The 21,662-nt window shown below is 57.0% G+C and carries 20 protein-coding genes; 2 read left to right on the plus strand and 18 right to left on the minus strand.

From position 1 onward, the window contains the following. The 13 genes from ACMGG3_RS21110 to hpaG form a co-directional block, all read right to left on the minus strand. The gene (locus tag ACMGG3_RS21110; RefSeq protein ID WP_003856610.1) at positions 1 to 204 is read right to left on the minus strand and encodes a YbdD/YjiX family protein; all 204 of its coding nucleotides are present in this window, start codon (positions 202 to 204) and stop codon (positions 1 to 3) included. 96 nt (positions 205 to 300) lie between these two features. Further along, a complete protein-coding gene (locus ACMGG3_RS21115) occupies positions 301 to 2,454 on the minus strand; it encodes a carbon starvation CstA family protein (protein WP_020885314.1) in 2,154 nt (717 codons plus the stop codon). 190 nt (positions 2,455 to 2,644) lie between these two features. Further along, complete coding sequence (locus ACMGG3_RS21120; RefSeq protein WP_063156969.1) at positions 2,645 to 3,562, minus strand: helix-turn-helix transcriptional regulator; 918 nt, start codon at positions 3,560 to 3,562, stop codon at positions 2,645 to 2,647. A gap of 178 nt (positions 3,563 to 3,740) precedes the next feature. Then, positions 3,741 to 4,250: a 4-hydroxyphenylacetate 3-monooxygenase reductase subunit gene (locus ACMGG3_RS21125; RefSeq protein WP_020885312.1), complete on the minus strand. Its 510-nt coding sequence runs from the start codon at positions 4,248 to 4,250 to the stop codon at positions 3,741 to 3,743. 17 nt (positions 4,251 to 4,267) lie between these two features. Next, entirely contained in the window at positions 4,268 to 5,830 is a 1,563-nt protein-coding gene (gene hpaB / locus ACMGG3_RS21130) for a 4-hydroxyphenylacetate 3-monooxygenase, oxygenase component (RefSeq protein ID WP_014168483.1), read from the minus strand. A gap of 164 nt (positions 5,831 to 5,994) precedes the next feature. Next, a complete protein-coding gene (gene hpaA / locus ACMGG3_RS21135; protein ID WP_032681716.1) occupies positions 5,995 to 6,906 on the minus strand; it encodes a 4-hydroxyphenylacetate catabolism regulatory protein HpaA in 912 nt (303 codons plus the stop codon). A 9-nt stretch (positions 6,907 to 6,915) separates the two neighbouring features. Continuing rightward, the gene (hpaX, locus tag ACMGG3_RS21140) at positions 6,916 to 8,268 is read right to left on the minus strand and encodes a 4-hydroxyphenylacetate permease (RefSeq protein WP_020885310.1); all 1,353 of its coding nucleotides are present in this window, start codon (positions 8,266 to 8,268) and stop codon (positions 6,916 to 6,918) included. Between the two features lie 21 nt (positions 8,269 to 8,289). Then, positions 8,290 to 9,087, minus strand: coding sequence for a 4-hydroxy-2-oxoheptanedioate aldolase (gene hpaI, locus ACMGG3_RS21145; RefSeq protein ID WP_032681713.1), 798 nt, complete (start codon positions 9,085 to 9,087; stop codon positions 8,290 to 8,292). 9 nt (positions 9,088 to 9,096) lie between these two features. Beyond that, entirely contained in the window at positions 9,097 to 9,900 is an 804-nt protein-coding gene (hpaH, locus tag ACMGG3_RS21150) for a 2-oxo-hept-4-ene-1,7-dioate hydratase (protein ID WP_020885309.1), read from the minus strand. 78 nt (positions 9,901 to 9,978) lie between these two features. Next, positions 9,979 to 10,359, minus strand: coding sequence for a 5-carboxymethyl-2-hydroxymuconate Delta-isomerase (locus ACMGG3_RS21155; RefSeq protein ID WP_020885308.1), 381 nt, complete (start codon positions 10,357 to 10,359; stop codon positions 9,979 to 9,981). A gap of 9 nt (positions 10,360 to 10,368) precedes the next feature. Then, on the minus strand, positions 10,369 to 11,226 hold the full coding sequence (gene hpaD, locus ACMGG3_RS21160) for a 3,4-dihydroxyphenylacetate 2,3-dioxygenase (protein WP_020885307.1): 858 nt from the start codon (positions 11,224 to 11,226) through the stop codon (positions 10,369 to 10,371). Between the two features lie 2 nt (positions 11,227 to 11,228). Then, a complete protein-coding gene (gene hpaE, locus ACMGG3_RS21165) occupies positions 11,229 to 12,695 on the minus strand; it encodes a 5-carboxymethyl-2-hydroxymuconate semialdehyde dehydrogenase (protein ID WP_014168491.1) in 1,467 nt (488 codons plus the stop codon). Next, positions 12,692 to 13,969, minus strand: a complete 1,278-nt coding sequence (hpaG, locus tag ACMGG3_RS21170; RefSeq protein ID WP_025205621.1) for a 4-hydroxyphenylacetate degradation bifunctional isomerase/decarboxylase — start codon at positions 13,967 to 13,969, stop codon at positions 12,692 to 12,694. The genes hpaE and hpaG overlap by 4 nt, the downstream gene beginning before the upstream one ends. A 269-nt stretch (positions 13,970 to 14,238) precedes the next feature. On the opposite strand from hpaG, the gene hpaR reads away from it, so the two are divergent. Next, on the plus strand, positions 14,239 to 14,679 hold the full coding sequence (gene hpaR / locus ACMGG3_RS21175; protein ID WP_014168494.1) for a homoprotocatechuate degradation operon regulator HpaR: 441 nt from the start codon (positions 14,239 to 14,241) through the stop codon (positions 14,677 to 14,679). 85 nt (positions 14,680 to 14,764) lie between these two features. Beyond that, a complete protein-coding gene (tsr, locus tag ACMGG3_RS21180; protein ID WP_032682055.1) occupies positions 14,765 to 16,429 on the plus strand; it encodes a methyl-accepting chemotaxis protein in 1,665 nt (554 codons plus the stop codon). Positions 16,430 to 16,497: 68 nt separating this feature from the next. On the opposite strand, the gene ACMGG3_RS21185 is transcribed toward tsr, so the two are convergent. The 5 genes from ACMGG3_RS21185 to opgB form a co-directional block, all read right to left on the minus strand. Beyond that, complete coding sequence (locus ACMGG3_RS21185) at positions 16,498 to 17,004, minus strand: GNAT family N-acetyltransferase (RefSeq protein WP_025205617.1); 507 nt, start codon at positions 17,002 to 17,004, stop codon at positions 16,498 to 16,500. 29 nt (positions 17,005 to 17,033) lie between these two features. Next, the gene (locus ACMGG3_RS21190) at positions 17,034 to 17,507 is read right to left on the minus strand and encodes a hypothetical protein (RefSeq protein ID WP_020885303.1); all 474 of its coding nucleotides are present in this window, start codon (positions 17,505 to 17,507) and stop codon (positions 17,034 to 17,036) included. Between the two features lies 1 nt (position 17,508). Continuing rightward, positions 17,509 to 18,249 (minus strand): winged helix-turn-helix domain-containing protein, encoded by a 741-nt coding sequence (locus ACMGG3_RS21195; RefSeq protein WP_279256637.1) that lies wholly within the window; start codon positions 18,247 to 18,249, stop codon positions 17,509 to 17,511. Positions 18,250 to 18,507: 258 nt separating this feature from the next. Then, positions 18,508 to 19,059, minus strand: coding sequence for a helix-turn-helix transcriptional regulator (locus tag ACMGG3_RS21200; RefSeq protein ID WP_025205614.1), 552 nt, complete (start codon positions 19,057 to 19,059; stop codon positions 18,508 to 18,510). A gap of 261 nt (positions 19,060 to 19,320) precedes the next feature. Next, positions 19,321 to 21,612: a phosphatidylglycerol--membrane-oligosaccharide glycerophosphotransferase gene (gene opgB, locus ACMGG3_RS21205; protein ID WP_014168500.1), complete on the minus strand. Its 2,292-nt coding sequence runs from the start codon at positions 21,610 to 21,612 to the stop codon at positions 19,321 to 19,323. Between the last annotated feature and the right edge of the window lie 50 nt (positions 21,613 to 21,662).

The raw sequence follows: 21,662 nt of genomic DNA on the forward strand, positions 1-21,662 counted from the left end.
TTAGCAGCAGCGTACGCCGCCTTCTCCACTCCCGCCGTAGCGCGCTTCCTGACGCTCGCGGAAGAATTCGGTATAGGTCATGTACGGTTTATCCGGATGGTTGGTCTTCATATGCTCAACGTAGTTGTCATAGTCCGGAATGCCAATCAGCATTTTCGCCGCCTGACCGAGGTATTTTTTCGCTTCGCCTAAGTTACCAAACATTGTGCCTTCCAGATAGAAAAAGCCCGGCAGGGGCTGCCGGGCGTTGTTTCCCTTCACCCTAACCCTCTCCCGCAGGGAGAGGGATGCGAGGGCGGATTAGTGGTGTGAAGAGGTCTTCACGCCGCCTTCCGGTACCGGGACATACGGGGTTTCTTTATCCGTACGACCCTCGGCGTTACGCACGTTCAGCCAGGTTTTGATGCCGTAGAAGATGATGCTGTACACCACCACCAGGAACAGAATGCTCAAACCTGCGTTGGTGTAGTTGTTCACCACGATGTGGTTCATGTTGGCAATCTGCTGGGCAGTGAGGTCCGCGCCGCCTGCGGCAATTTTCTCTTTGTACTGGTTAGCCATGAAGAAGAAGCCTTCCAGCTGCGGGTTGGCGCTGAACAGTTTCAGACCAAGCGCCCAGGTGGTGCAGAGCAGCAGCCACAGCGCAGGGATCACGGTGACCCAGATGTATTTGGTGCGTTTCATCTTCACCAGTACAACGGTGCCAAGAACCAGGGCGACAGCGGCCAGCATCTGGTTAGAGATACCGAACAGCGGCCACAGGCTCTTCACGCCACCCAGCGGGTCGACAACGCCCTGATACAGCAGGTAACCCCACAGACCCACGCAGCCCGCGGTTCCCAGAATACCCGCCACCAGAGAGTCGGTTTTCTTCAGGAACGGCACGAAGTTACCCAGCAGGTCCTGCAGCATAAAGCGTCCCGCACGGGTACCGGCGTCCAGCGCGGTGAGGATGAACAGCGCTTCAAAGAGAATACCGAAGTGGTACCAGAAGCCCATGTCCGCCCACGGCAGCACTTTGTGGAACACGTGTGCGATACCCACTGCCAGCGTCGGTGCGCCACCGGCGCGGTTCAGGACTGACGGTTCGCCAATGTCTTTCGCAGTCTGCATGATCTGCTCAGGCGAAATCACGAAGCCCCAGGAGCTGACGGTTGCGGCAGCATGTGCGCTCGCATCTTTCAGCTGCGCCATGATCAGCGCCGCGTTATCACCGCCCATCTCATGCAGGTTTGGCATGGTAATGCCCAGGCCTGCCGGAGGGGTGTTCATCGCGAAGTAGAGACCCGGTTCGATGATGGACGCGGCAACCAGCGCCATGATCGCCACGAAAGACTCCATCAGCATTGCGCCGTAACCAATCAGACGCGCGTCTTTTTCGTTAGCCAGCAGCTTCGGTGTGGTACCGGAAGCAATCAGGGCGTGGAAGCCAGAGACCGCACCGCAGGCGATGGTGATAAACAGGAACGGGAACAGCGCACCTTTCCACAGAGGACCGGTACCGTCGATGTACTGGGTCACTGCCGGCATTTTCAGATCCGGGTTAATTACCAGGATGCCGATCGCCAGACCGACGATAACGCCGATTTTCAGGAAGGTCGCCAGGTAGTCACGCGGTGCCAGGATCAGCCAGACCGGCAGCAGAGCGGAGACAAACGCATACCCAATCAGCGCGAAGGTGATGGTGGTGTCCTTGAAGGTCAGCGCCGGGCCCCAGTACGGGTCGTGCGCAATCACGCCACCGAAGTAGATGGATGCAACCAGCAGCACAATACCAATCACCGACACTTCACCCACGCGACCCGGGCGGATAAAGCGCATGTAGATACCCATGAACAGCGCAATCGGCACGGTAGAGCAGACGGTGAAGACCCCCCACGGACTTTCGGCCAGCGCTTTCACCACGATTAACGCCAGCACCGCGAGGATGATGATCATAATCAGGAAGCAGCCGAACAGTGCGATGGTCCCCGGCACGCGGCCCATCTCCTCTTTGACCATCTCACCCAGAGAGGCGCCGTTACGGCGAGAAGAGATAAACAGCACCATAAAGTCCTGCACCGCCCCGGCCAGCACTACGCCCGCGAGCAGCCACAGGGTACCAGGCAGGTAGCCCATCTGCGCGGCCAGAACCGGGCCGACCAGCGGACCCGCACCGGCGATAGCGGCAAAGTGGTGACCAAACAACACGTAGCGGTTGGTGGGCACGTAGTTGAGGCCGTCATTATTAATGACCGCCGGAGTGGCACGCGTCGGGTCGAGTTTCATGACCTTCTGCGCGATGTATAAGCTGTAGTAGCGATAAGCAACAAGATAGACGGAGACAGACGCAACGACGATCCACAGGGCGCTTACGTGTTCGCCCCGGCGTAGTGCGACAACCGCCAGACAAAAAGCGCCGAGGATCCCGAGTAACGCCCAGGGCACGTGCTTCAGTAGTTTTTTCGTATCCATAGTAAGACCTGGTTTTTTATGTAATGAAAAAGGGTCAGGGTTCGTTATGAGGAGGTATTGATTAATGCTGGAGCGATCGTGCCAGAACCACGCGCGTGTAAAGACAGGTAAATGAATGAGCGGTTGAAAGGGCCAGGTGAGCGGTCAAAGAGGGCGGCGAGTGGTTCCGTCTCGCCGCCGCCGGGAGAAATTATGTGATTGAGATCACGTGGTTATCTGCTGTGCGCTCTACCGCCAGATAATTTTCCAGCGTTTTAAGCAGCTTCTCTTTTAGCCAGTTGGGCTCCAGGATTTGAATGTTCGGCAGCCAGTAGAACAGCAGCGGCAGGATCTGGTTCTCGTGTGCCGCCTGACAGCGCAGCGTGACGCCGTTGTGCTGCTCACCGACAAGCTCTTGTTCCGGCAGCAGGTCGCGGCGCATAAAGTAATGTGAAATAGTATCTTTAATGAATATTTTCACTTCGAAAGTGTCTTCCGACACCCACGGATCAAGGCTTTTTTCCAGCAGTCCGAGCGCATTTTCTTCCGGCGTGAAGGTTTTTTGTTGAATATCAAACCAGCTAATCTGACTCAACGAGAAGGATTTTAGCCGGCTATTCTCGGTGGCTTGTAAATACCATATATTTTTATTGTTAATGAGTTTATAGGGATTAATCAGGCGGGTTTTACCCTTATAAACGATCTGGCATACATTACGATTCTTAATCGATTTCTCGATTTTCGATAAATAGCGACGAATATCACGTTCTACCGTGTGCTCTGCGTCGTTGCCAAGAATAAGAATATGATTTTCGTCAACGCGTGTTTCAAGTTTCTGCCAGAATTCCGTATTTCTTTCCGGGAAAAAGCTATCGGCATTCAGGAAGTTAGCAATCGTGTGATGTAATCCTTGTCCACCGGGAGATTGTGCGGAGTGGATCAGACGATACAGCCCGTTACCGGTATGTTCCACAATAGGTGAAAGCGCATTTAAATCCCGGTAGACGGTGCGCTCGGTAATTTTAAATTTTTCCATGAGCGCACTGCGGTTTACCACACCATTTAAATGTAACTCAACCAGAATATCGACCAGACGTTCAGCCGAGCGGCTCCGCGTCGATTTAGCCATAAGGTCTTCCTGTATATTAGGGTATGCGCTGAATGATGCGGGTCGCACTGACATGTATTGTCAGTATTCAGACACAGAAAATTTCTCTTATGGCTATATAACGGCGTGATTAAGCGGAAACCTTAGGAATTTTTGTGGAAATTGGCGCTGGCCGGGAAACGGCCAGCGCAGGAGGGGGTCACACTGCGGCTTCAGCCTCCATCATGACGGGGTGGAAACGGCGTTTAAAATAGATCAGGCCGTGTCCCGCTTCGCTCAGAATGATGTTTTTAATTTCAACGAGATAAACCAGATGGGTGCCGATGGTTTGCACCTGGCTAATCTCGCCTTCAAGGCTTGCCAGCGCGCCCTTCAGCACCGGTTGCCCCTGCGGACCTTTCTGCCAGCAGGAGAGGGCAAAGCGATCGTCCATTGCCATGCCGGTCATCCCGGCGAAGTGGCGGGCCATGATCTCCTGCTCATGGTTCAGCACGTTGACGCACAGCTTACCGTTACCCTGGAAAACCGGGTTCATGGCGCTGTTGGCATTGATGCAGACCATCAGCGATGGCGGGGTGTCCGTGACTGAACAGACGGCGGTGGCGGTGATACCGCAGCGTCCTGCATCGCCCTCGGTGGTGACAACGTTAACCGCCGCCGACAGGCTGGCCATCGCATCGCGAAAACGCAGGCGTTGTTCTGTATGCATTGAAACCTCCCGCTGCGTTATTTCAGCAGCTTATCCAGCATGTTGATATCGGAATTATTGTGCAGGTGCGGCACCGTCCAGCCATGCTGGTCGTACTCGGACATGCAGCGGTCGACCATTGCCATCATTTTGTCCATGTTGCCAGAGCTCTGTGCCTGACGCAGACACTGCAGACGGATTTCGTCCTGGCTGCCGGAGTAGTTGATCTCATACAGCTCGTGACGACCACCAAACTCGCTGCCGATGGCATCCCACATCAGTTTCAAAATCTTAATGCGTTCCACGTGATCCATGCCGTTGGAGCCGCGCACGTATTTCGCCAGATACTGGTCGATCTGCGGATTGTTCAGGTCTCGTGCGCTGGACGGCAGATAGATCAGGCCGCTGGTGACGTTACGCTCGATGATGTTCTTGATCTTCGCATAGGCCATCGGGGCCATGACGCGGTAGGTCTGCAGCGCCGCGTGATCCGGCAGGTACGCGCCATTCACCCACGGCGTGGCTTCAGAACACATGGAGTCGCTCAGCGCCCAGAACATGTTGCGCCAGGCCACCACTTCCCCGAGATCCGCCTGCACGCCGCGGAACTCCAGGGTGCCGGTACACTCCAGCGATTTCTTCAGCAGCGCGGTAATGAAATCGAGCTTCACCGCCAGACGTACGCAGGCCTGCAGCGGGTACATGCGGGCAAAACCGCCTTCCATGGTCCAGCGACGGCAGCGATCGAAATCGCGGTAGATCAGCACGTTTTCCCAGGGGATCAACACATGATCCATCACCAGGATCGCGTCGTTTTCGTCGAAACGGCTGGAGAGCGGGTAGTCGTATGGAGAGCCGGTCGCACCTGCCACCATTTCGTAAGAGGCGCGAGAGATCAGCTTCACGCCTTCGGCGTCCATTGGCGCAACGAACATCAGCGCGAAGTCCGGGTTTTCGCCCATCACCTGCGCGGAGCCAAAACCGATCATGTTGTAGTGAGTCAGCGCCGAGTTGGTTGCCACCACTTTTGCGCCGCTAACGATGATCCCGGCGTCGGTCTCTTTTTCCAGCTTGATGTAGACGTCTTTTACTTCGTCCGCCGGTTTGTGACGGTCGATGGGGGGATTAACGATGGCGTGGTTGAAGTAAAGCCCGGTTTCCTGAATACGGGTATACCAGTTGCGGGCGTTCTGTTCGAACTGGCCGTAGAACGCCGGATTGGCACCGAGCGCGCAGCCAAACGCCGCCTTGTAGTCCGGGGTGCGGCCCATCCAGCCGTAGCTCAGGCGCGACCACTCGGCGATGGCGTCACGCTGTTGACGCAGGTCGTCGGCGCTTTTCGCCACGCGGAAAAACTTATGGGTGTAGCCGCCGCTGCCGGTATCGGTACCCCAGCACAGCGTGTCCTGCATGTCAGGCTTGTGCAGCGCATCGTACATCTGTGCGATGGAGGCTGCCGCATTGCGAAACGCCGGATGAGTGGTCACGTCTTTGACGCGCTCGCCGTAGATATAAATCTCACGGCCATCCTGCAGGCTTTTTAAATACTCTTCACCGGTTAACGGACGTTTGGCATCAGCGCGGAAATCTTCAGGCTTCATAGGGACCTCGTATCGGAACAGTGATGTTAAATTTATGTTTTGTTTTTGTTGTTTAATTGAAGCCTGAGCGGGGGTGAACGTGAAGGGACGATTGGGACAACGGCTGGTACTTTTCGCATATGATCGCAGAGTGTGATTTCCCTCACCCTGAACCCGGGGGAGGGTCAGGGCTGGGGTGGGGTGACAGACGACACCGGTACTTTTTGTGCCCGATACGCGCTCGGCGAACACCCCACTAACCGATTAAAAAACCGGGCAAAATATGCCGGGTCTTTAAACCCCAGCTGCCAGGCGATTTCGCTGACCGCGCTGTCGGAGAAGAGCAGCATCCGCCTCGCTTCACGCAGCTGACGGTCAAAAATCAGCCGCTTCGGCGGGCGGTTGGCGAAGCGCCGGCAGATATCGGTCAGACGCGATTCGGTCAGGTGCAGTTCGCTGGCATATTCCGGCACCGTCCAGTGCTCATGAAAATGGACGTCAATTAACTGGGTAAAGCGCTGGAACAGTTTCAGCTCGCCGCGCATGCCGCTGGCGGCGTGATCGTCGAGCTTCGCGTTGCGCAGCAGCAGGGTGAACACCGCCTGGGCTAACAGAACCAGCGTGTGTTCGCGCCCGGGCAGTTGCGCCGTCGATTCCCGGGCAATCAGCGGCCAGTAGTGCTTCAGCGCCGCCAGTTCGTCCGGCTTATCGGCCAGCGACAGGCAGATCCCCGGCAGGCCAAAGGCTTCCCGCGTGCCGGGGTAGAGCACTTCCAGCAGCGGCCAGATCAGATCCTCGCGCACCGTCAGAACGTGCCCGTCGCTGTCGGATTCGGTAATAAACGCGTGCGGTACCGACGGGGGGGTGAGCACAAACAGCGGAGCCTGTACCGAGTAGCGGTGATCGTCGAGCTGCAGTTCGATCTGTCCGGTATCCAGAAAGTGCATCTGAAAATACTGGTCGTGACGGTGAGCCTGCATGTCGCGGCCAAAAAAGGCCGCCATGCGGGCGAACGACTGATAGTGAACATCATCCGTTCCCAGACTTTCGTCGTACTCTTTGCTGATGTCGATATTCGCGATCGGGTTCTGGCACATAGCCGCTCCTTACGGGATTTTCTGCGCCGCCATACCCGGCTCGTGCTCAAGGCTCTCCCGCTGCGTCATCGGGATACGTGTCAGCACCAGCGCGCCGACCACCAGCAAGCCGGCAACAAACCACAACCCGGAGCTGAAGCTGCCGGTGCTGTCACGCAGAATGCCGATCAACAGCGGGCTGACGGCGGATCCGACGTTACCGATGGCATTGATCACCGCCAGTGCGACCGCCCGCGACTGCAGGCTAATAACCCGATCCGGCGTGGTCCAGAAGATCGCCATGGCGGTAAACGATCCGGTTGAGGCCATGATGATGCCAAGCAGCTGGATCAGGCTGTGGTGGGTCGCCGAGGCCAGTAACCATCCTGCCGCCGCAAAGAGGTACGGCAGAATGGTGTGCTTTTTTCGCTCTTTCAGCCTGTCGGAGCGGCGGCTCCACCAGATCATCCCGAGGATGGTGCAAAACTGCGGGATCGCCGCCAGCAGGCCAATCACAATGTTGCTGCTGCCGGTGTTGAAGCTCTGCAGGATCTGCGGCGTCCAGATATTTATCGCGCTCAGGGTGTTCGTGAGGCAGAAATAGGCCAGGGTATAGAGCAGCACGGCCGGGGTAAACACTTCGCGCAACGTCGAACGCGGCGTGACGGGGCGGGCGATGGCCGACTCCTGCTCGCGGGCGATCATTGTTTTAAGCGCCTGCTTTTCGTCGTCATCCAGCCAGCTGGCCTGATCCGGCGTGTCGTTCAGGTAGAACCACGTCACTACGCCGAGCACCACGGACGGTAGCCCCTCCAGCAGGAACAGCCACTGCCAGCCTTTCAGGTTCCACAGCCCGTCCATGGCCAGAATATAACCGGAGAGGATCGAGCCGAGCATCATGGTCACCGGCATGGCGATCATAAACAACGCATTGGCGCGGGCGCGGTGGTAGGCAGGGAACCACCAGGTGAGATAGACGAGGATCCCCGGCAGGAATCCGGCTTCGGCAATGCCCACCAGCATGCGCAGCACATAGAGCGTGTGCGGGCTGGTGGCGAACATGGTGCAGGTGGAAGCGATGCCCCACACCACCATGATCCCGGCGATCCAGCGCCGGGCGCCGACCTTCGCCAGCATGATGTTGCTGGGGATCCCACATATCACGTAGGTGACGTAAAACAGGGTGGCGGCCAGGCCAAACATGGTCGAGGTGAGGCCCAGATCTTTGCCCATCGTCAGCCCGGCAAAGCCGATGTTAATGCGGTCAAGAAACGAGAAGACAAACAGGATAAAGAGAAACACGATCAAACGACGAAACAGCTTCTGAATAACGCGGTGTTCTACAGCTTTATTATCATGGGTTTGCAGGGTAGAGGTCGTCATGTTGCGCTCCACATCGTACGTTTAGTAGACGGATTTATTGTTATTTACTGACGTAACCGGGATATCGATAAAACGTGCCGCCAGCGCCTCGGCGCTGCGTGCAAGCAGGGTGGTGTCGACCCCGACGGCGACAAACAGCGCGCCAAGCTCGAGGTAGCGTTTTGCCAGCGGCTCGTTAGCCATCAGGATGCCGGGCGCTTTGCCTGCCGCACGGATCTGCGCAATGGCCTTCTCGATGGCGGCCTGGACTTCCGGGTGCTGCGGATTTCCGGCAAAGCCCATGTCGGCGCTCAGATCCGCCGGGCCAATAAACACCCCGTCCACGCCTTCCACGTCGAGGATGTGCGGCAGATTTTTCAGCGCCTCGCGCGTTTCAATCTGCACCAGCACGCACATGGCATCGTTAGCGCGCTGCAGGTAATCAGGCGTGCGGTTCCAGCGCGAGGCGCGAGCCAGCGCGCTGCCCACGCCGCGGATCCCCGCCGGTGGATAACGCGTGGCGCGCACCGCCAGCCGGGCTTCATCGGCGTTTTGTACCATCGGCACCAGCAGGGTTTGCGCCCCGACGTCCAGCAGCTGTTTGATCTGGACCGGATCGTTCCACGACGGGCGTACCACCGGCTGGCTGGCGTAAGGCGCGATCGCCTGCAGCTGGGTCAGGACGGTTTGCACGTTATTGGGCGCGTGCTCTGCGTCGATCAGCAGCCAGTCGAAACCCGCACCGGCCAGCAGCTCGGCGCTGTAACTGCTGGTCAGCCCCAGCCAGAGGCCGATTTGCGGTTTTCCGGCGCTGAGCGCCGCTTTGAATCTGTTTTCCATGGTGGTCTCCTAAACAAAACGGCAGCTGATGGAGCCCATCTTGCCGTAGTCCACGTGGAAGGTATCGCCCTTGCTGGCCGGCACCGGGCGGGTAAACGAACCGCCGAGGATGATTTGGCCAGGCTCCAGCTGAACGTCGTACGGCGCGAGTTTATTGGCAAGCCATGCCACACCGTTGGCCGGGTGGTTGAGCACGCCCGCGGCGACCCCGGTCTCTTCAATGACGCCGTTGCGGTAGAGCAGCGCGGAGATCCAACGCAGATCCAGCTCGTCGGGCTTAATCGGGCGACCGCCAAGGATCACACCTGCGTTGGCGGCGTTATCGGAGATGGTGTCGAACACCTTGCGCGGACGCTGGGTCTCGGGATCGATGTTGTGGCAGCGGGCGTCGATCAGCTCCAGCGCGGGGATGACGTAATCCGTGGCGTTGTAGACATCGAACAGGGTGCAGTTTGGGCCGCGCAGGGGTTTTGCCAGCACGAAGGCCAGCTCCACTTCGATGCGCGGGACGATAAAGCGGTCGGCAGGGATATCGCCGCCGTCGTGGAAGAACATGTCGTCGAGCAGAGCGCCGTAGTCCGGCTCGCTAATCTGCGAGCTGGCCTGCATCGCTTTGGAGGTGAGGCCAATCTTGTGGCCTTTCAGCACGCGACCTTCGGCGATTTTCAGGCTCACCCATTCGCGCTGTACGGCGTAGGCGTCGTCAAGGGTGATCGTCGGGTAGTCGAGCGAGATCTGGCGGATCTGCTCCCGGGACTGCTCCGCCTGATGCAGACGATGGGCGATCAGGGTATGGGTGTGTTTATCGAGCATGGCGATTTCCTGTTGTTGCCGGGTGGCGTGCTGCTCACCCGGCTTGCGTTCAAAGCCGTTGTCGGCCCGGTAAGGGCGCTACTTAAACAAAGCGTGCACGTTGTTCTGCTTGTAATTGAGCGTCGGGTGCAGCTCGTCTATTTCAAAAGAGAGCGCCAGATAGCGCGATGCCATCAGGTCGGCGAAGTGGGTTTTAATCAGCTCAAACAGTGCCTTTCCCACCGCCTCCCGGCTCTCCAGACTGCGCCCGGCGCCAATCTTCAGCGTCATATGCACAAAGGCGTAATCATGCTTACCGTCGGCCATCTGCCAGGTGTCCAGCCAGTGCGCGCGGCTACGGATACCGCCGAGTGGGAAGATTCCCGTGGCGGCAAGCGCGTCGTTCACTTTGGCGAACAGTGCTGGCAGGTCCGCCTGCTCGCGGATGTTGTCAGTGCATTCAGCAATAAAGTGCGGCATGGTGGCTCCTTACGCGGACGCGGGCAGGGGGAAAACGGCGTTAACCTGGCCGGTGCCGGAGCTGGGGAACAGCTCGGTGAGGAACTCCACCTTGCCGTCGTATGTGTCCCAGCCGAGCATCCCCAGCAGCATCACCGTGTCGTGCATGTTGCCCTCGCCGTAGCAGTAGTGGGCATACTCCGGCAACATGCTGCAGAACTCCCTGAACTTGCCTTCACGCCACAGCTTCACCACGCGTTCGTCCATCTGACGGTCGAACTCGCGGGTGTAGCTGTTCATTCCCTCTTCGGCACGCTGGTCGTCGATAAAACGGTGCGACAGCGAACCGCTGGCGAGCACCGCCACGGTGCCGTCATATTTCTGAATCGCGCTGACGATGGCCTCGCCCAGCCTGCGGCTGTCGGCGAAGTCGTGGACGGTGCAGAACGCGGCGATAGAGATCACTTTGAAGTGCTTATCGCTGTTCATGTAGCGCATCGGTACCAGCGTGCCGTACTCCAGCTTGAGGCTCGGGATGTTGTGCGCTTTGGCACGTACACCGAGTTTCACCGCTTCGTCGGCGATAAGCTGGCCGAGCGCCGGGTTACCGTCGTAGTCGTAGGTCATGTCGCGGATAAAATGCGGCAGCTCGTTGCTGGTGTAGATGCCGGAGAAATGATCCGCACAGTTGATGTGGTAGGCGCTGTTCACCAGCCAGTGGGTATCGAACACAATAATGGTGTCGACGCCCAGCTCCCGACAGCGCTTGCTGATTTCTTTATGTCCGTCGATGGCGGACTGGCGGCAGCCGTGGTTTTTTCCCGGTAACTCAGAGAGGTACATTGATGGAACGTGGGTAATTTTTGCCGCTAACGCTAACTTGCCCATACTCAGATCCCCCATTTTGGAATCGGATGGTCGCCCATGGAGATGCAGACGTTTTTCATTTCAGCGAACACCTCGAAGCTGTATTCGCCCCCTTCGCGCCCGGTACCGGAAGCCTTCACGCCGCCAAACGGCTGACGCAGGTCGCGCACGTTCTGGGTGTTTACAAACACCATTCCGGCTTCGATATTGCGCGCCAGGCGCAGCACTTTGCTGACGTCCTGGGTCCAGATGTATGACGCCAGGCCGTACTCCACGTCGTTAGCCAGACGCAACCCTTCGGCTTCGTCCTTAAACGGCAGCAGGCAGGCAACCGGCCCGAAGATCTCTTCCTGGGCCACGCGCATCCGGTTGTCGACGTCTGCCAGCACGGTCGGGCGCAGGAAGTTGCCGTTTTTCAGGTGAGCAGGGAGATCGGTGGGTTTGTCAGGGCCGCCCGCCAGCAGGGTCGCACCCTCTTCAATGCCAAGACGGATATAGCCGGAGACTTTTTCCCAGTGCTGCTGGCTGATCAGCGCGCCAACCTGAGTGTTCGGATCGGTCGGGTCACCCACGCGCAGACGGTTCGCGCGCTCGGCAAAGCGCCTGACGAATTCCGGGTAGATGCTCTGCTGAATGAAAATGCGTGAGCCAGCGGTGCAACGCTCGCCGTTGATGGAGAAGATGGTGAACAGGGCGGCATCCAGCGCGCGTTCGATATCCGCATCTTCAAAAATCAGCACCGGAGATTTCCCTCCCAGCTCCATGGAGTATTTCTTCAGTCCGGCGTTTTTCATGATGTTGCGCCCGGTGGCGGTGCCGCCGGTAAAGGAGACGGCGCGCACGTCGTGGTGACGTACCAGCGCATCGCCCGCCGTTGCGCCATAGCCCTGCACCACGTTCAGCACGCCCGCCGGAATACCGGCCTCCAGCGCCAGCTCGCCCAGACGGTCGGCGGTCAGCGGGGAGAGCTCAGACATCTTCAGCACCGCGGTGTTGCCCAGCGCCAGGCACGGCGCAACCTTCCAGGTGGCGGTCATAAACGGCACGTTCCACGGCGACACCAGCGCGCAGACCCCCACCGGCTGCACCAGGGTGTAGTTGAGCATCTTGTCGTCGACCGGGTAGGTTTTACCGTTCATCTGCTGGCACACTTCGGCGAAGAACGCGAAGTTGTGCGACGCGCGTGGTATAAGCACGTTTTTGGTCTGGTGGATCGGCAGGCCGGTGTCGGCGGTCTCGAGGGCCGCAATCTCCGGAACGTGTTGATCGATAAGATCCCCGAGGCGACGCATCAGGCGTGCGCGCTCTTTCATCGGCAGGTTAGCCCACGTCGGGAATGCCTCTTTGGCCGCCGCCACGGCCTGATGAATTTCAGCTTCACCGCCGGACGCGACCTCCGCCAGCACCTCTCCGGTGGCCGGGTTAGTGGTGTGGAAGTAATCACTTCCTGCGACGTTTTTACCGTTAATCCAATGGTTTATTTTTTTCATTTTGCAGTCTCCTCACTGACAATGCGGTTCACCAGGCGGCCCACGCCCTCCACTTCCACGACCACTTCGTCGCCTGGCTGTACGTCAGACAGACCCTTTGGCGTGCCGGTGGCAATCATGTCGCCGGGCTGCAGGGTCATAAACTCGCTGAGATAGGCAATCAGGAACGGGATGCTGAAGATCAGATCGGCAGTGGTCCCTTGCTGGCGCAATTCACCGTTCACGAAGGTGCGCAGGGTTAAGTTATGCGGGTCGGGAATGGCCTCTTTCGGCACGATATGCGGGCTGAGGGGGGTCAACCCGTCGCGGCTTTTCACCCGCAGGTTCGGGCGGTAGTAGTTTTCCAGGTAGTCACGGATGGCGTAATCGTTGCAGACGGTATAGCCCGCGACATAGTCCATCGCCTCGCGCTCACTGACCTTGTGCGCCGTTTTGCCGATGACCACCACCAGCTCCGCCTCGTAGTGCATGTACTCAATGTTGTTCGGGCGGACCGAGGTCTGGTTATCGCCGGTCACGGTGTTGGGGGCTTTGATAAACACCAGCGGTTCCGTTGGCGGCGTAAATGCCAGCTCGCTGGCGTGATCGGCGTAGTTCAGACCAAGCGCGAACAGCGTGGCGTGCGGATGTGGGCCTTGCGCATGGGCGACCTCGCGTTCATCAACCACCGGGTTTTCCAGGGACGGGAAGCCTTTCGCCAGAATGCGTACGCGATCGCCCGGCTGCAGCGGGACGCGCGAGTGTGGGGTGCCGAGCAGAATGGCATCGCCCGGACTGAGGGTGGCGAATTCGCTCAGGGCGCTCAGCAGTTCGGCGGCATTGCGCTGCAGGTCAGCGGTGTTCCAGTGGTCCGCTTCCCGGCCGTTAATTTCGGTGACGATGGTCAGGTTATCAACGTGGTCGACGGCGGCCAGCTCTCCCAGCGGACAAAAGCCGTCGCGGCATTTGGCCTTGATGGCAGGGCGATAAAAACTCTCTTCCGGCAGGCTCACCTCGTTGGCAAGCGCGTAACCGGCGATGTACTCCGCCGCCTCGTCCACGGGAACGTTACGCGCCGTTTTGCCCACAACCAGCGCAACCGTGGCACCGCTTAACACGGTTTCTCCCTGCGGGAAGGGAATGGGGTCGCCCGTGCGGATCACGGTGTTATGCGGTTTGATAAACCACACGGCGGTTTTTGGTGGCGTGTTGTAGGGGGCTTTTTCAAACGCGTCGCGCCAGGCATCGCGCTGGCTCTGGTGGTTCAGCGCTACGGCAAAAACAGTACCTTTCATTCACTTACTCCTCAGGCCGGACGTCCGGCCTGTGATTTCATTAATATGTTAATGATCTGGTTGTATGCCTTTGCTGTTTATTTCGCAACCAGAAGTGAATAATTTGTGATATGAATAACAATAAATTTACATAAAGAGATTAAAGGCTATATTTATCATTGCGTTAAAAAATCAGGCTTGTTTCTGTTAGACTTTTTGTCGTAAAACGCGTTGTGTGTAAAACCAGCAGAACTGAATTGTTCATGTGTTAATGATTACCGGGAGAGGCTATGCATGATTCATTAACTATCGCCCTGTTACAGGCGCGGGAAGCGGCGATGTCTTACTTCCGCCCGATTGTGAAACGGCATAACCTGACCGAGCAGCAGTGGCGCATCGTGCGCGTACTGGCCGAACATCCGTCGATGGATTTTCACGATCTGGCGTTTCGCACCTGTATCTTGCGTCCCAGCCTGACGGGCATTCTGACGCGCATGGAGCGTGACGGTCTGGTGCTGCGCCTTAAGCCCGTAAACGATCAGCGCAAGCTGTACGTGTCGCTGACCAAAGAGGGGAACAGGCTATACGAGCGTGCCCAGGCGCAGGTGGAAGAGGCGTATCAGCAAATCGAGGCCGAATATACGCCGGCGAAGATGCAACAGCTGACAGCGCTGCTGGAAGAGTTTATTGAACTGGGGAACCGGCATATCACAGCGCGCGAAGAAGAGTAAAAACCACAAATTTAAGGATGATTTTCGTAAAGTTTTCCCTTTCCAGGCCGAAAATCCTGTTATCTGTCTGATGGAAAGCGAAAACATGTTAAACCGTATCAAGATTGTCACCAGCTTAATGCTGGTATTAGCGATATTTGGCCTTTTACAACTCACATCCGGTGGTCTTTTCTTCAATGCCCTCAAGCATGACAAAGAGAATTTCACCGTCCTGCAAACCATTCGCCAGCAACAGTCCACGCTGAACGCCAGCTGGGTTGCCCTGCTGCAAACCCGTAATACCCTGAACCGTGCGGGTATTCGCTACATGATGGATCAGAGCAATATCGGCAGCGGCGCGACCGTGAACGATCTGATGCAAATTGCGGCGGCTTCTCTGAAACAGGCAGAAAAAAACTGGGCTGAATACGAAGCCCTGCCACGCGATCCGCGTCAAAACGACGCCGACGCGACGGAGATCAAACGTAACTACGATATCTACCACGGTGCACTGGCGGAGCTGATCCAGCTGCTGGGCGCGGGCAAAATCAACGCCTTCTTCGATCAACCTACCCAGAGCTATCAGGATGGTTTTGAGAAGCAGTACGTGAACTATCTGCAGCAGAACGACAAGCTGTATCAGATGGCGGTGGAAAACAGCAATAGCTCTTACAGCCAGGCAATCTGGGTGCTGATTAGCGTACTGATTGCGGTGCTGGTGGTGATCGTGGCCGTGTGGCTGGGTATCAAGCAGGCGCTGATTTCGCCACTTACCCGTCTTATCGACAACATTCGTCATATCGCCAGCGGCGATCTGGTGAAGCGCATCGAGGTGCAGGGCGCTAACGAGATGGGTGAACTGGCCGACTCGCTGCGTCATATGCAGGGCGAGCTGGTCCGTACCGTTGGCGATGTGCGTAACGGTGCTAATGCCATCTACAGCGGCGCGAGCGAAATCGCGATGGGTAACAACGATCTCTCTTCCCGTACGGAACAGCAGGCCGCATCCCTGGAAGAGACCGCTGCCAGCATGGAGCAGCTGACGGCGACCGTTAAGCAGAACGCCGAGAACGCCCGTCAGGCGAGCAACCTGGCGCTGAGCGCGTCTGAAACCGCGCAGAAGGGCGGTAAAGTGGTGGATAACGTGGTGCAAACCATGCGTGACATCGCGGGCAGTTCGCAGAAAATTGCCGACATTATCAGCGTGATCGACGGCATCGCGTTCCAGACCAACATCCTGGCACTGAACGCTGCAGTAGAAGCGGCACGTGCGGGCGAGCAGGGCCGCGGATTTGCCGTTGTTGCGGGTGAAGTCCGTAACCTGGCACAGCGCAGCGCCCAGGCAGCACGTGAGATCAAGAGCCTGATTGAAGACTCTGTTGGCCGCGTGGAAGTCGGGTCTACCCTGGTAGAAAGCGCCGGCGAAACCATGGGTGAAATCGTTAATGCGGTAACCCGCGTGACGGACATCATGGGCGAAATCGCCTCTGCGTCTGATGAGCAGAGCCGTGGTATCGATCAGGTGGGTCTGGCGGTGGCTGAGATGGATCGCGTGACCCAGCAGAACGCCTCGCTGGTGGAAGAGTCTGCCGCGGCGGCAGCGGCACTGGAAGAGCAGGCGAGCCGTCTGACTCAGGCCGTGGCCGTGTTCCGCATTCAGCAGGAGCAGATGAAAGCCCGCGAGCAGGCCTCAGCGAAAACCGCTGCAGCCCCTATGATGGCGCGTAAAGCCGCGACCACCGATGCGGGCGAAAACTGGGAAACGTTTTAATCCTGCCACAGTGCCGGGGGGCGGCTACGCCTGACCCGGCCTGTAATGGGGCGTTTTGCAGGCCGATATCACAGAGGCAGGCGCATGGCACAGCGGGAGTCATACGCGAAACCGTGCGCCGCTTCTTCCTCTCTTTTCTGACGCAGTTCAGGCGTTAGCATCGTCACCGTTTCAAACCCGAGTCGCGCATAAAACGGCGCATTCCACGGCACCTCGCAAAAGGTGGTCAGCGTCAGCGATGTCAGCCCCAGCGTGCGGGCATGGTCTGCGGCGCAGGCGATAAGTCGCCGACCTATTCCTCTTCCCTGCCACTCCCGATGAACCGAGAGTTCGACAATAAACAGCGATGACGGATGGGCTTCTGCAAGGATAAACCCGACGGGCAGGTCGTTTGCCAGCGCCAGCCAGCTTAACCCGCGTTTCGCGTAATCAAGATGATGTTCCGCGCAAATGACGTCGCCGTCTGCAAGCCAGGCCAGTTCGGGGACGTCCCGAAAACGCTCGCCTGCCGCGCGCTCGATGGCGGGCAGGGCAGCAACATCTTTGGGCGTCGTCGGTCGAAAGAGAATGTTCATGGCGGAAAGTATACCCCGACCAGCCGCGCCTATTCTGAACAAATCAGGACCGGCGCATAGAAATTGCTGATCACCAGCGCGTCTTCCGGCGTGCGTTCAATCTTCAGAAGTCTTTTGTTCCCCGGCGTCAGGCCGGCGACGTACTTTTCAAAGACCCCCGGTGGCAGGGTGTCATGGCTAAAGCGCGCCACGCTTTGTATGAATATTTCATAGAGTGAACCCTCAACGTGCCGCCACGTGAACATCTCCTGGCGGGAAACATCCCAGTGATGTGGCTCGTTAACCACGTCGCCGTTAAGCGTAAGGTACCCTGTGTTGTCGGGCTGAAAGCGCAGCGTAACCTCCCCTTCAAAGGAGAAATCATGATCGTCATGTCGGGCTGAAAATGTCAGGTTTCCTGCACAGGTTCCGGACAGCGGAGGCGTGTAGACGTACCACGCCAGCGTCACGCCAATCAGCAACAGATTGAGCGCCAGAATAAGCCACACTTTTTTTTGTTTCATATCACCACTCGTAAAAGTAAAGCGTTCGGCAGGCGCTGGCTTTACCGTCCGTGAGAGAACACTGGGAAAGGACCAGCCGCCCTTCGTGGCCATAGAAAAGTGTTCTCTGGATGTGCATATAGAAAATAGAGTTTTTCAGGCAGGGCAGATTACCTTCGCGCTGAAGCGTCTGCGCCAGCGCCATGGCCTTAGTGTGAAACACATCTGCCAGCGGGGCGAAGGTGTAGACCGGACAGGTGCCAATGTGGGTGAGCAGATGAGTGTCACTGTACTGGTGCGCCTGTTTCGTCAAACAGGCGCCGATGCACAGCGCCACGACCATCAGCGTAAGTACACCGCAGAATAGCCATTCTGGCTGAATGCGTCGTGAGGCCGGGAGCGACTCCACGACGGGAAAATCGTCCTCCAGGGGCGTTACCGCGATATCAGCACTGAGCATAAAGCCCGTTTTCGGTACGGTGACGATAAACAGGGTGTCGGGCAGCAGGCTCGACAGCATTTTGCGCACAATACTGATGTATTGATTTAACGAATTGTTGGACCCCTGGAGCCCACGTTGATCCCAGACATCACTCAGAAAGGTGTCACGTTCGACGACGTTGCCGTGATGCTGAACCAGCAGCTTCATGATGGCGTTGGCGGTACAGGTGAGGATTTGTCTGTCCAGATCGGGTGCATTGATAAGAGAAACAGAACCGTCTTCGTCGTTATAGACGATGGCGTCAGCAAGCAGGTATTTCATAAGTTATTGTAATACAGAAAAAATAACAAAAAAGAAGATAAGGCTGTGCCTTGTCGGACATAACACGCTGGCTATTTTAGCGCCATTGTTACCGATAACATTGATCCAGACAAGATTTAAGGCAATTTACTCGTGCAGTCGGATTACCACGTCATCCCAACGTGGCGGGAAGGGCATAGCGAGACAGCAGCGCCAGCATCAACAGCCAGAGAATGAGACAGGGAAGATGACGCCGCATGATCTTATTTCCCGACGTGATTAGCCGTGCAGTGACAAACACGATGCCGGGTAGTCGAGCAGGAAGAGTTTGCGATGGAATTCCGCCAGGTTCTGGCAGTGAAATTTGTTCATCGCGTTACGCTTGTGGGTATAGATCGTTTTCGGGGATTTATTCAGGATCTGCGCGATGCGAACCGGGCTGAACCCGTTGCGGAACAGCATGCAAACCCGAAGCTCCTGGCAGGTGAGCGTGGCGTTTTTTACGCTTGCGAACGGCGTGTTCTGAAAACAGCGGCTGAGTTGCGCGAGTGACAGGTTTCCCGCCACCACGTGGACACGCTCACCCCCCAGAATGATTTTAATATCGTTGACGCGGGACGCATCGGTGAATACCAGCCACCCTTTTTTGACGCGGATATTCAACATCAGTTGCCGCAGGGGCAGGATCCCCTCAGGGCTCACGTCGTTAATCCAGAAAATTTCAGGGCAGGGGTCCACACTCTGCGAGATGAACGTCTTCAGGCCCAGCCACAAGAAGGCATTGCCGCTTAAAACGATGACCTTATAGTCGGCATTCAGTGTCTGCGGCATCAGGGTTTTTTCCCCTGGTAGCGCTGGTCGTACTCCGCTGCGCTGTGCCAGGGTGGATTCGAACGTATGGCCGGTTAGCATGATAAAAAGTGGGTAACTCTCTCAGGGTGTAAGGAGTTACACATTCTGAGATATGATTTCTTTCTGGTGAATTTATAAATAGAAATGAGAGATATATGGTGTCTATGTCTTATTTTTAATGGTTTTATAGGATTATATATTTACATAAAGCGCCCGACAGAACGCCGGGCGCAGAAGGGATCAGCTCTCTTTACTGACAATTTTAATCTCTACCATCCCGATGCCGAGCTCGCGCGGTGAATGGCCAAGAATATTTCCCTCATTCGTCGGCTGCGGGTCCGGCGGAACAATCACCAGCGTATTGCTGCGGGAAGGATTATCAAAATGCAGCGTGGTGGTGGTGACGTCATTTCCCAGCGTCAGCGTTTGCTCTTTATCGCCCACGCGAACCGGGATGGGACGGTTCGCGTTTGGACCATAGGCCCGGGCGGTGATCACCAGGTCGAATTTTTCAGGCAGAGGATGCGCGTACTCAATCTTCACTTCACTGCCCAGCTGCGCATTAGACCAGCGCCCCCAGGATTCTGGACGCGAGATGCCGCTGAACTGTTTGACCTCTTCCGGTGCCCCGGCCACGTTGAAGATAAAGCTGTCTGCTTTATAGCGAATATCGTTATCCACGATCTTCAGCATGTCGACATTTCGCTGATAGCGCGCGGTATCGATGACCGTATCGTTGAATGCGGTTTTGCCTTTCCACTGCGCTTTATCGACATGCTGCACGGTTTGCTCCCCGCCAAGCTGTCCCTGAGAAACGCACCAGTCGGTTGAGAGAGCCAGTGGCTGGGACCAGAGCTGGCCCATTTTGTAGCACCTGTCGACCCAGACAAAATTATCGCGAGGGGCGAAGTCGGCCAGCTGGAAACGCAGCGGCGCAGAGTATTCGCTTTCCGGCAGCGGTTCGACGCGCGTATCCGACACGCGCAGCAGCAGCGGCAGACGGAAATGGCTGCCGGAGAAGGCAATCGTGTTTTTATCCTGATCGATGGTGAAGTCTTTCATCTCTTTCGGGAAGTTCCACAGGCGGATGATGTCCGGCTTCCACGCAAGGATTTTCTCCTTCATGTTGAGGAACACTTCCGACAGCGACTGCCCCGAGAGCGTACTGCGGCCAAGGCCAATAAAGTTATCCCCGCCCAGAATGTCCAGCACGGTTGCGCCGTTATCCATGGAGTTGCGTTTGGTGGCGATCACATCCTGTTGCGGCTGGTCGCCGCGCAGAATGAAGAACAGATTGCTGCGATCCTGTTTGCTGAGCTGATCCCAGGCGCTGTTTTTCATCGCCAGATGGTCAGATGAGACGACGATGACCGTGTTTTTAAAATACGGCGAGGCTTTGATTTTCTCGACCAGAGCGGCGATATGCTCCTGGCTGCAGGTTACCGCGCTGAACGACGTGTTGTTTTTGCCGTCAATCTCATAGCGTTTGCGCTTACAGGTGCGCGAGACAAACCCGTCCGGATGGTGGGTATCTACCGTCAGGGCAAAGAGGGAGAAACGCTTGCCGGCGCGGGACAGTTCCTCGAACTTTTTCCAGGTTTCGTCCAGTACCGTGTCGTCGTAAAAGCCCCAGTCGTTGCGGTAATGCGGGTCGGCAACGGTCGTTTTTAACTCTTCTGAGCCATACAGATGGTCAAAACCGTGGGATTTCAGGAACACGTCTTTTCCGGCAAAGCGCAGGTTGGCCCCCTGTACGAAGTAGTTTTCGTAGCCGGAGTTTTTCAGGATATCGCCGAGGCAAACGTTCTGCGGGAAGAAGCTCGACATTGAGGCCGAGGCATTACCCTCAAAGGGGGCGAAGAGCGGGATACCGCACTGCGAAGCAACCATCCCGGCGATGGTGTAATCCGTACCGGGCAGCTGCGCGGTGTGGCTGAAATCAAGGCTTTCGTTTTTCAGCGCGCCCAGCTCCGGCGTCAGGTTCGGAAAAGCATTGTTATCAAACCAGGTGCGTTCCAGACTCTCGCCGTAGATATACACCAGGTTAAGCTTCGGGTTGGCTATTTTTTTGGACGGCTCTTTATACCAGGCCATGAAATCCGGGTCGCCGTCGCGCGACTGTGACTTTACCAGCTCGGTTATCTGATGAAACGCCGGGCTGGCATCCACGGACGCCAGCGCCAGACAGAGTGCCAGCAGGCTGTAGCCGCCATGATGCGGAAGATGTCGACGGCGGCGCAGCACCCAGGCCAGGGCACCAAAAATAATCACCAGCGCCGCAATCAGCCCAAGCCCGGGAAGAATGTATTTACCCACGCCCGCGCCCGTCAGGCTATTCGTCAGCGTGTAGAGCACCGCATCGTTAATGCCGTCACCGGTAAAGTAATCGCTGGCGTATAAGGTAATGTTTAAAATAATAAAAATGCCGAGCACCACCAGCGTGGCGATAAACCACCAGGTGTTACGGCCCGCTTTGCAGGCGTAAACGCCGACAGAGGCCAGAAAAAGGACAAGGGACATTAACTCTGACAACAGTCTATCCTCATGACGCCAGGCGCTTAGCTGGCTAACTGATTATTTTT

This window comes from Enterobacter sp. BNK-18, from assembly GCF_047456135.1.
GTDB classification, from domain to species: domain Bacteria; phylum Pseudomonadota; class Gammaproteobacteria; order Enterobacterales; family Enterobacteriaceae; genus Enterobacter; species Enterobacter ludwigii.

Excerpts from the sequence above, each read along its gene's own strand:
- ACMGG3_RS21110 (WP_003856610.1), bottom strand. The coding sequence starts at position 204 with ATGTTTGGTAACTTAGGCGAAGCGAAAAAATACCTCGGTCAGGCGGCG.
- ACMGG3_RS21115 (WP_020885314.1), bottom strand. The coding sequence starts at position 2,454 with ATGGATACGAAAAAACTACTGAAGCACGTGCCCTGGGCGTTACTCGGG.
- ACMGG3_RS21120 (WP_063156969.1), bottom strand. The coding sequence starts at position 3,562 with ATGGCTAAATCGACGCGGAGCCGCTCGGCTGAACGTCTGGTCGATATT.
- ACMGG3_RS21125 (WP_020885312.1), bottom strand. The coding sequence starts at position 4,250 with ATGCATACAGAACAACGCCTGCGTTTTCGCGATGCGATGGCCAGCCTG.
- hpaB (WP_014168483.1), bottom strand. The coding sequence starts at position 5,830 with ATGAAGCCTGAAGATTTCCGCGCTGATGCCAAACGTCCGTTAACCGGT.
- hpaA (WP_032681716.1), bottom strand. The coding sequence starts at position 6,906 with ATGTGCCAGAACCCGATCGCGAATATCGACATCAGCAAAGAGTACGAC.
- hpaX (WP_020885310.1), bottom strand. The coding sequence starts at position 8,268 with ATGACGACCTCTACCCTGCAAACCCATGATAATAAAGCTGTAGAACAC.
- hpaI (WP_032681713.1), bottom strand. The coding sequence starts at position 9,087 with ATGGAAAACAGATTCAAAGCGGCGCTCAGCGCCGGAAAACCGCAAATC.
- hpaH (WP_020885309.1), bottom strand. The coding sequence starts at position 9,900 with ATGCTCGATAAACACACCCATACCCTGATCGCCCATCGTCTGCATCAG.
- ACMGG3_RS21155 (WP_020885308.1), bottom strand. The coding sequence starts at position 10,359 with ATGCCGCACTTTATTGCTGAATGCACTGACAACATCCGCGAGCAGGCG.
- hpaD (WP_020885307.1), bottom strand. The coding sequence starts at position 11,226 with ATGGGCAAGTTAGCGTTAGCGGCAAAAATTACCCACGTTCCATCAATG.
- hpaE (WP_014168491.1), bottom strand. The coding sequence starts at position 12,695 with ATGAAAAAAATAAACCATTGGATTAACGGTAAAAACGTCGCAGGAAGT.
- hpaG (WP_025205621.1), bottom strand. The coding sequence starts at position 13,969 with ATGAAAGGTACTGTTTTTGCCGTAGCGCTGAACCACCAGAGCCAGCGC.
- hpaR (WP_014168494.1), top strand. The coding sequence starts at position 14,239 with ATGCATGATTCATTAACTATCGCCCTGTTACAGGCGCGGGAAGCGGCG.
- tsr (WP_032682055.1), top strand. The coding sequence starts at position 14,765 with ATGTTAAACCGTATCAAGATTGTCACCAGCTTAATGCTGGTATTAGCG.
- ACMGG3_RS21185 (WP_025205617.1), bottom strand. The coding sequence starts at position 17,004 with ATGAACATTCTCTTTCGACCGACGACGCCCAAAGATGTTGCTGCCCTG.
- ACMGG3_RS21190 (WP_020885303.1), bottom strand. The coding sequence starts at position 17,507 with ATGAAACAAAAAAAAGTGTGGCTTATTCTGGCGCTCAATCTGTTGCTG.
- ACMGG3_RS21195 (WP_279256637.1), bottom strand. The coding sequence starts at position 18,249 with ATGAAATACCTGCTTGCTGACGCCATCGTCTATAACGACGAAGACGGT.
- ACMGG3_RS21200 (WP_025205614.1), bottom strand. The coding sequence starts at position 19,059 with ATGCCGCAGACACTGAATGCCGACTATAAGGTCATCGTTTTAAGCGGC.